Below are 9024 nucleotides of genomic sequence, written 5' to 3'. Positions count from 1 at the left end.
AAATATCAAATATATAACTATAGTTAAGCGATTAATATCGCATCACTAGTAATTTTTCACTATAAAACATGCCTTTTCGCAATGCGAAACATGCCCATCGGTCGTGCGAAAGACACCAAACGGTGGTTCGGTTAGGCATGTTTCGCAACTCGAAAGATGCCTAACCGCAAGCGCAAGTCACATTTCACGGGGTTCGAGACGACAAAAATGGCTTTTACGCACGCTATTTCACTCCAATTCTCGACACAACTTTTTCACCAAAATACCCAACAACACACACTCTTCCAGCACCCTTCCGCATGAAGGAAGACAGAAGGTTCATCCGGCATCTGGAGTGATAAATGACACACGTGAGTATTTACGCTCAGACGCGGTAACAACGAATTTCCCGAATTTTCGAATTTTTTTCTAATTGCGTTAGCCAAATTAGTTCAAATTGGTAATCGTAAAACGATTACAACAATTCGTTTAGAGAGAAATTCGTTGTTACGCCGTCTGAGGCTAAATTAACTATTCGTTGTGAAAGCCGTCTAAGGCCAGGGCTATTAGATGTGATGCGCACTTCAAATCACTCCAAATGTCGGATGAGCCAAAATAAAGGTGGCGCCTCCGAAGAAGCACCACCACGATGAATAACTTAGAGAGAGTATGTTGAGGTTTTCATGCCCCACTGGGCCATTTTCACTTGCGTATCTGCTTGTTCAGCCACTGCAGGGCCTTGGTCATGGCGTTGTCTTGCTTGTCCTTGAAATAGGTCTTGTAGCTCTCGGGGGCGGCAATGTCGGGCACAAAGCCCTTGCCCACAAAGTCGTAGCCATCGGGGGCATAGTCGTGCTTGGAGCAGATGTTGGCGGTGCACACCCCCGGAATGACCGCGATGCGCACGCCATTGCCCGTGCTTCCGCCCGTGGGCTCACCCACCAAGGCACAATGGCCGGTGGCGCGCAGGAGGGCGGTGAAGTCCTCGGCGGCCGAGAAGGTGCCACGATTCACCAGCAACGCCACGGGCTTCGTGTAGCGTTCGAGCTTGCTGTTGGCATCCAGCGCCATCAGGGCGCCCTCCTGCCGATAGACCCTCTCGGCCATTCTCCACGAGGCGAAGGCTGGGATATACTCCCTGCTCTCCCACGCACCCGCACGCAGACTTTGTGCGATGAAATGGCGCGCCACATGGTCGCCATTGCCCGAGTTGCCTCCGGGATTGTCGCGCACGTCGATGATGAGGGCGCGCGTCTGCAGGATTTGCGGATAGAGCTTGTCAAACTCGCGACAGATTCGCCCATCCATGAAGTTGTCGATGCGCAGATAGCCTACGCCCCCCTTGAGCAGGGAGAACCTGATGGGCATGTCATTCTGCTGGGGCCTGATGTCGAACCCACTTCCGTCGAAGTTGTAGCCTACGCTCACCTCACGCTTGCCATCGCTCAGCGTCAAGGTCATCTGGCGGTTGTCGCCACCCATCGTCAGGTTCTTGTCGTCGTACATATTATGTATAAGCCATTGTGGGGTGGACGACGACACATAGGGCGCCAACTCGCGCTGGGCGTACACCTCAGGCGCTTCGCCATTGACGGCCACCACCTGCAGGCCACGTCGCACGCCCTTCCGGGCAAAAGCCGAGCTCAACACCTGATCGACATACACCTTCCCGTCGATCCACCGCGTGGTGAGGGGCATGGTGCGCAGGTCCTGTGGGTAATCGGAATACACGAAGGTGTGGCCATCGTGCAACGTGGCGGCCATGCGTTGCAAGAGGCGTGTGGCCTCCTCGTCGTTGGCGGCGGCCTTGATCTTCGGTATCATGGCCACGTACAGGCTGTCCCAATCAACGCTGACCCGATTCATGAACACGAAGTTTTGCTTCACCCCACTCCACAGATGGCTCAGTCCGAGCAAGCGGCGTGTGGGTGCGTCGATGGCGGCCCAGGCGTCGCCCAGGTTTCTCTTGGGCTTATAGTAGTCGCGGAAAAACCAGTCGAACGGCACACAAAACTCACTGCCCAACTTCCTGGCTTTCAAGAAATAGAGTGTTCCGGCCGACCACCTCATCCCGTAGAACATACGGAAACGTTCGAGCCCCATGTCGGCCCTGCCTTCGCCCATGGCCACATGGGTTCGCTCATGATACTTCTTAAACACCTGCATGATGCGGTCGGCCTCAGCCTTGTCCACCCCCTTCAGCGTCAGTCGGTTGCCCACGGTCCATCCGCTTCCTTCACCTTGGAGCCAGGAGAAGTTTGCGCAGCCCGCCCCCCAGCCGCCCGTATAGCGCACGGCGGTCTGCGTAACGCCCGGTCGGGCCAGCAGTTCCTTATAGATGGCGTCGATGGCCAACGTGTCAGTCTCGTCGGCTTTCATTCCTGTCGCCAACAGCAGGGCGAACAGCAACATGATAGTTTTCTTCATTAGGATTCTATTATGATGATTCAACAAATTGAGAGAGGCTTTTGTCGGCCTCTTACCTACTATACGTTTGAAAACCGAAAAGATTGACAACAAAATGCGAAAAAGTGGGGCAAGCCCCCCAAAAACGCATCATTGGCAACCACTTTGCCGCAAAATGAGTTTTTTAGGAAAGACGAGCCGATTTCTCAATAATAATCATTATCTTTGCAAAGATAGCGCATACAGATGCGGCAACCCTCGGCCAAGCCTTCTGCGGCAAGGGCCCACAGGGCTATTTTTCATGCGAAAACTAAAGAAACTAACAATACATGAGCAAGAACGTTTATCTCGGAATGGTCGGCGACATCCTTCACCCCGGCCTCATCAATATCATCAACGAAGGCGCCAAGTTGGGCGAACTAACCATCGGTCTCTACACCGACAAGGCCATTGCCACCTATCGCTCACGCCTGCCCTACATGACCTACGAGCAGCGCGAGCAAGTCATCAAGAACATTCGCGGCGTGGCCCACGTGGTGCCGCAGGACGAATACAGCTACATTCCCAACCTGCAGAAGTATCGTCCCGACATCCTCATCCATGGCGACAACTGGAAAGAGGGCCGCGACTCGGAGCTCCGCCTGGAGTGCATCAAGGTGATGGCCGACCTCGGCGGCGAGGTGGTGGAGGTGCCCTACACCAAGGGCATCAACTCGTCGTCGCTCTTCGATGAGGTGAAAGCCATCGGCACCACACCCGACATACGCCTGAAATCGCTGCGCCGGCTCATCGCCGCCAAGCCCATCGTGCGCATCCTCGAGGCCCACGACGGCCTCTCGGCGCTCATCATCGAGCGCTACGAGGTGAAGAAGGGTCAGGAAATTCGCGCCTTCGACGGCATGTGGTCGTCATCGCTCACCGACTCCACCTCGAAGGGCAAGCCCGACATTGAGGCCGTAGACCTCACCACGCGCATGCAAGACCTCACCAACATCCTCGAGTGCACCACCAAGCCCATCATCTACGATGGCGACACCGGCGGACTGCCCGAGCACTTCCAGTTTACCGTTCGCACCCTGGAGCGCAACGGCGTGTCGGCCATCATCATCGAGGACAAGACCGGACTGAAGAAGAACTCGCTCTTCGGAACCGAGGTGAAGCAGACGCAAGACTCCATAGAGAACTTCTGCCACAAGATACGCATGGGCAAGGCCGCCCAGATCACCAACGACTTCATGATCATCGCACGCTGCGAGAGCCTCATCGCCGGACAGCCCATGGCCGACGCCCTGGAGCGTAGCTTCGCATACGTCGACGCGGGTGCCGACGGCATCATGATCCACAGCCGCAACAAGAGCGGCGACGACATCAAGGAGTTCTGCGCCAAGTTCCGCGAGAAGCACCCCTTCGTGCCCATCATCGTGGTGCCAACCTCCTACAACCACGTCAAGGAAGACGAGCTCATCTCGTGGGGCGTCAACGTGGTTATCTACGCCAACCACATGCTCCGCGCAGCCTATCCCGCCATGTGCAAGTGCGCCGAGACCATCCTTGAGAACGAGCGATCGCTCGAGACCGACCCCTTCTGCATGCCCATCAAGCAGATCCTGGAGCTCATCCCGGGAACCAAATAACCCTCAACAAACACGCCACACAAGGCAAGCGGCACCCCCACGGAGCACACGCGAGGGCGCCGCTTGCCCACACCAAACACATGAAGATTCTATCCGAAGAACAACTGGCGCAGCGAAAAGCCATGACCCTCGAGACCCTCAAGGCCTTCATAGCGTTCTGCCAAGCCAACAACCTCAAGTACTACGCCGCCTATGGCACCGTGCTGGGTGCGGCGCGCCACCACGGCTTCATACCTTGGGACGACGACATCGACGTCTACATGATGCGCGACGACTACGACCGTTACCTGCGCCTCATGCGAACCAACCCGCCCAAGGGCTATGAGCAGGTGGAATATGTTCACGACAAGGAGTATTATCTGCCCTTCGCCAAATTCTGCAACGCCCATTCAACCATTTGCGAATGGACCGAATACCGCATCAGTTTCGGCAATTACATCGACGTGTTCCCACTCGATGTGGTGCCCGATGACGACAACGAGCGCCAACGCTACTGCGACCGCATGCTGAAATTGCGCAAGATGATTGCCGCCGACCTGTTGCGCAAGTCGTGGGCCAACATCCTTGGCAACATCACCAAGCAGAGCCTGCGACTCACGTTGGGCGACATCAGCTACGCCCTCTTCCGAACACCCATCCGCAATTATCTCGTGGGACGGATGGAGCGGGAGCTGCGCGCCTACCACGGCACACGCTCCAACCACATCTGCTTCAGCTCGAGCTACACCTCACGCGAGAAGAACCTTACGGCCGACATCTTCGGCGACGGAACGACGCTGCCCTTCGAGGACATCAGCATCGTGGTGCCCACACGCTACGAGGACTATCTCGTGACATCGTATGGCAACTGGCGCCAGCTGCCGCCCGTGGAGCAACGCGTGCAACACGACGTGGTGTTCATGGACCTGAACCGAAAGATTCCTTACCGCGAAGTGAGGAAAATCATCGACAAGCCGGGCTACAACGGCGCGTCGGAGCAATGACAAACACCCATCTATGGCAGACACACTCAAAGAGAAAACCACCAAGGGCCTCTTCTGGGGGGCGCTCAATAGCGGCACCACACAGGTGCTCAACCTGCTCATCGGCATCATGCTGGGAAGGCTGTTGTCGCCGGGCGAGTATGGCATCATCGGATACATCGCCATCTTCACGGCCATAGCGGGCAACTTGCAGAGCTCGGGATTCAGCACCTACCTCATCAACATGAAGGATCCCAAGCACGAGGACTTCAACGCGGTGTTCTGGTTCAACATCCTCATGAGCTTCTCGCTCTACGCCATCCTGTGGTTCGCGGCGCCGCTCATCGCCGATTTCTTCCACCAACCGGTGCTCACGCCCTTGTCGCATTTCGTCTTTTTGTCGTTCGTCGTGGGCAGCTTCGGCATCACGCCCAACGCCTACCTCACCAAGAAACTCATGGTGAAGGAGATGACCATGATCAATTCGCTCGCCCTGATCCTCTCGGGGCTTACCGGCGTAACGCTCGCCTTCCTGGGCTATAGCTATTGGAGCCTGGCGTGGCAGCAGGTGCTCTACATCACCATCCTCAACGTGGGGCGCTACTATTACGTGCCATGGCGGCCCTCGCTCCACATCGACCTCAGGCCCATACGCAAGATGTTTGGCTTCAGCATGAACATCCTCGTGGTCATGGTGATGAACACCGTGAACAACAACATCATGTCGGTTATCATCGGCAAGTTCTTCAACAAGGACATATTGGGCAACTACAGCCAAGCCTACAAGTGGAATTTCATGGCCTATTCGCTCGTTTCCAACACCACGCAGCAAGTGGCGCAACCCGTCTTTGCGTCGATTGCCAATGAGCGCGAGCGCGAGTTGCGCGTCTTCCGCAAGATGATGCGGTTCACGGCGTTCCTCGCCTTCCCCGCCATGTTCGGCCTGGTGCTCGTGGCGCGCGAGTTCATCCTCATCACCATCGGCGCCAAATGGATCGACGCCGTGCCCTTGTTGCAGATCCTGGCCGTGAGCGGAGCCTTCTTCCCCTTCTACACCTTGTATCAGAACATGGTCATAGGGCATGGCCGCGCCGACATCAACATGTGGTGCAACATTCTCCAGATAGCCCTGCAAATCATCCTCATGCTCTGCACCCACAGCCTCGGCATCCTTGTGATGATTACCGTCTACAGCGGCTTCAACATCCTATGGCTGCTGGCATGGCAGACGCAAGCCCACCGCCTCATCGGCCTCAGCCTGTGGCAGGTGGTGAAAGACATGGCGCCCTTCCTGCTCGCCGCCGGTGGCGTGATGGCCGTAACCGGATGCTGCACACAGGCCATCGGCACGCCCATCGTGCTGCTGCTCGCACGCATAGCCATGGCGGGCGTGCTCTATTTCGCCGTCATGAAGGTGGCGCACGTGCAGATTTTGGAGGAGTGCCTGCAATTCGCCAAGAACAAATTCAAAAAATAACTGGTATGGAAATATCCGTCATCATCCCTGTTTACAACAAGGTCGACTACATAGACCGTTGCCTGGAGAGCATCCTCACGCAAGATTTCAGCGACTTTGAGATTGTGGCCGTCGACGACGGAAGCACCGACGGATCGGCCGCCAAGCTCGACACGCTGGCCCAGCACGACGATAGGGTGCGCGTGTTCCACCAGCCCAATGGGGGCGTAACGGCGGCGCGCCGGCATGGAGTGGCCGAGGCGCGGGGCCGATACATCATGTTCGCCGACGCCGATGACATGCTCACACCCCACGCCATGGCTGCCCTGCACGAAGCCATGGTGACCTCGGGCGCCGACGAGGTGATCGGAACATTCACCAATCAGTATCACGCCCATTGCGACTCGGGGCGCCGCGGATGGCACAACAGCGACGAGCTCATCGGCGCCCTGCTCAGCATCAAGAACACGTTCTGCGTGTTGTGGGGCATCCTCTTCAAGCGCCAGTTGCTCGAAGGGTGCCTCAACGCGCCCCGAGAGATCATCGAGCGCGAGGACAGCCTCATGCAAATCAAGTGCCTCATGAAGGAACCCAAGGTGTGGTTCATCGCCGATGAGGTGTATTGGCACGAGGAGGATGTGCCCAACACGCGCGTGGAGGACCTGCGGATGATACGCATCTACGACGACGAGATGCGCCGCACGTTGCAGCCCAAGTGGCAGGTCATGGAGCCGTGGTTCCTTCTCAACCAAATCAAGGTGTACGAAAACTTCCTCTACAAGCGGCAGTTCCACGTGCTCAACCGCTACTATCGCCCCTTGCGACAGCAGGTCGACAGCCGTGTGCCATGGCTCCACCGCCTCTTCCTGGCCCTTCCCCCACGCTTGGCCTATTACCCCCTGAGATGGTTTAAGGACCGCATGCGAAAGCGGGCGCAAAGACAATAACGAGAATTGGAATAGATGGCGCATGCCATCGCGACAAACATAACCTACCGATTGGCGCTAAACCACACCCACCATGAAACATCCTTATAAGACCGATATTGCCGTGTTGATGCTCTTCTTCAACCGGCCCGAGACGTTCCAACAGGCGTTCGACGCCGTGAAAGCCTCACGCCCATCGAAGCTCCTGCTCTATCAGGACGGACCCCGCGAGGGCAACGAGAAAGACCGCAAGGGCATGGAGGCCTGCCGACGCATAGCCAGCGACGAGAACATCGATTGGGAATGTGAGGTGCATCGCCACTATTGCGAGCGCAACCAGGGATGCGACCCCTCGGGATTCCTATCGCAGAAATGGGCCTTCTCGTTGGCCGACAAGGTGGCCGTCGTGGAGGACGACGTGGTTCCCGCCCCTTCATTCCTGCCCTTCTGCAAGGAGATGCTCGACCGCTATGAGCACGACGAGCGCATCACCATGGTGGCCGGATTCAACACCGATGAGGTGACACCCAACGTTCCCTACGACTATTTCTTCACATCGGCCTTCTCCATCTGGGGCTGGGCGTCGTGGAGGCGCGTCGTGGAGAAATGGGACGGAGCCTATTCGTTCATGAACGATGACTTCAACCGCCAGCAACTGGCCGACCTGGTGAAGGCACGGGGCTACCGTTCCGACTTCATGCGCATGTGCGCCGATCACGCCGCGGCCGGCAAACCGTTCTTCGAGAGCGTGTTTTGGTCCTCCATGCTCATGAACAATGGGCTCGCCATCATGCCCACCCGCAACATGGTGAGCAACGTTGGAGCCACAGCCGACTCAACCCACTACGCCGCCTTGCAGACCATGCCGCATGGTTTGCGCCGCATATTCACCATGCGACGCCACGACGTCACCTTCCCCCTGAAGCACCCCAAGTATGTCATGGAGTATGTTGCCTACAAGGAACACACCTACCGCACCAACGGATGGGGACACCCCTGGATAAAAATGGGGCGAAGCATCGAAGAGCTCTGGCTCAACCTAAAGGCTGGGAACACACGCCAAATAGCCCAAGCCCTCACCCGCCGCATCAAGAAATGGATGGGCAAGGGCAAGCATGTGTAGTTACCTCCTCCTTACACCATTTCACGATTCTCTTATCCGGAACAGGAATTTGTTCGCGGCATTTTCAAAAGCAACCTTTTCTTCGCTATTCATATCTAATCGACAAGCGTCGATGTTGCAAGGCCCGAGCCATCCTTGGTTCTAGCCCAAATAGATGGGCTGCCAATAGTCAAGCCTCTCACGACTCCTGCCTCATCAACCGAGGCTATCGACGGGTCTTCGGATGTCTTCAGTTCTCTTCATCATGACGACAAAGGTACAATTCTCATGCCGTTAATTGCGGGATTCGGCGTGTTAATTCACACTAAATCCCGCAGAACCAAATAAATTAAGTTGACGAGTTGACAAGTAGACGAGGAGATTCGTTTTTCCATGACAAGAGTTGTTTACGTTTCATAAACAAGTAATGCAAATTTCCTCATCTACTTGTCAACTCTTTATCATTATTACGAATGTCGTGTGGCAGCCGGGCTGTGACGTGTCGGCGAGAGTAAGGTTTCCGCCCTGTGCCATCATCATCTGACGGGCAAGCGACAGC

6 protein-coding genes are annotated in these 9024 nt (G+C 56.3%); 5 read left to right on the top strand and 1 reads right to left on the bottom strand.

The window, feature by feature from the left end; translation table 11 throughout:
* Positions 1-681: 681 nt before the first annotated feature.
* Complete coding sequence (locus WKK33_RS07530) at positions 682-2406, bottom strand: S41 family peptidase (RefSeq protein ID WP_337933186.1); 1725 nt, start codon at positions 2404-2406, stop codon at positions 682-684.
* Between the two features lie 308 nt (positions 2407-2714).
* Here WKK33_RS07530 and aepX point away from each other — a divergent pair, with 308 nt between their 5' ends.
* The 5 genes from aepX to WKK33_RS07505 all read left to right on the top strand — a co-directional run bounded on the left by aepX (position 2715) and on the right by WKK33_RS07505 (position 8486).
* On the top strand, positions 2715-4019 hold the full coding sequence (gene aepX, locus WKK33_RS07525; RefSeq protein ID WP_215759568.1) for a phosphoenolpyruvate mutase: 1305 nt from the start codon (positions 2715-2717) through the stop codon (positions 4017-4019).
* A gap of 80 nt (positions 4020-4099) precedes the next feature.
* Positions 4100-5002 (top strand): LicD family protein, encoded by a 903-nt coding sequence (locus WKK33_RS07520; RefSeq protein ID WP_215759569.1) that lies wholly within the window; start codon positions 4100-4102, stop codon positions 5000-5002.
* A gap of 13 nt (positions 5003-5015) precedes the next feature.
* Positions 5016-6458 (top strand): lipopolysaccharide biosynthesis protein, encoded by a 1443-nt coding sequence (locus WKK33_RS07515; protein WP_337933184.1) that lies wholly within the window; start codon positions 5016-5018, stop codon positions 6456-6458.
* Between the two features lie 5 nt (positions 6459-6463).
* Complete coding sequence (locus WKK33_RS07510; protein WP_337636899.1) at positions 6464-7384, top strand: glycosyltransferase family 2 protein; 921 nt, start codon at positions 6464-6466, stop codon at positions 7382-7384.
* A 73-nt stretch (positions 7385-7457) separates the two neighbouring features.
* Entirely contained in the window at positions 7458-8486 is a 1029-nt protein-coding gene (locus tag WKK33_RS07505; RefSeq protein WP_337570567.1) for a hemolysin activation protein, read from the top strand.
* Positions 8487-9024: the final 538 nt, after the last annotated feature.

Source organism: Hallella sp., from assembly GCF_037460745.1.
In the GTDB taxonomy this organism is placed as follows: domain Bacteria; phylum Bacteroidota; class Bacteroidia; order Bacteroidales; family Bacteroidaceae; genus Prevotella; species Prevotella faecis.
Note: the sequence above shows the minus strand (reverse complement) of the source record. Positions and strands in the feature narration are given on the sequence as shown.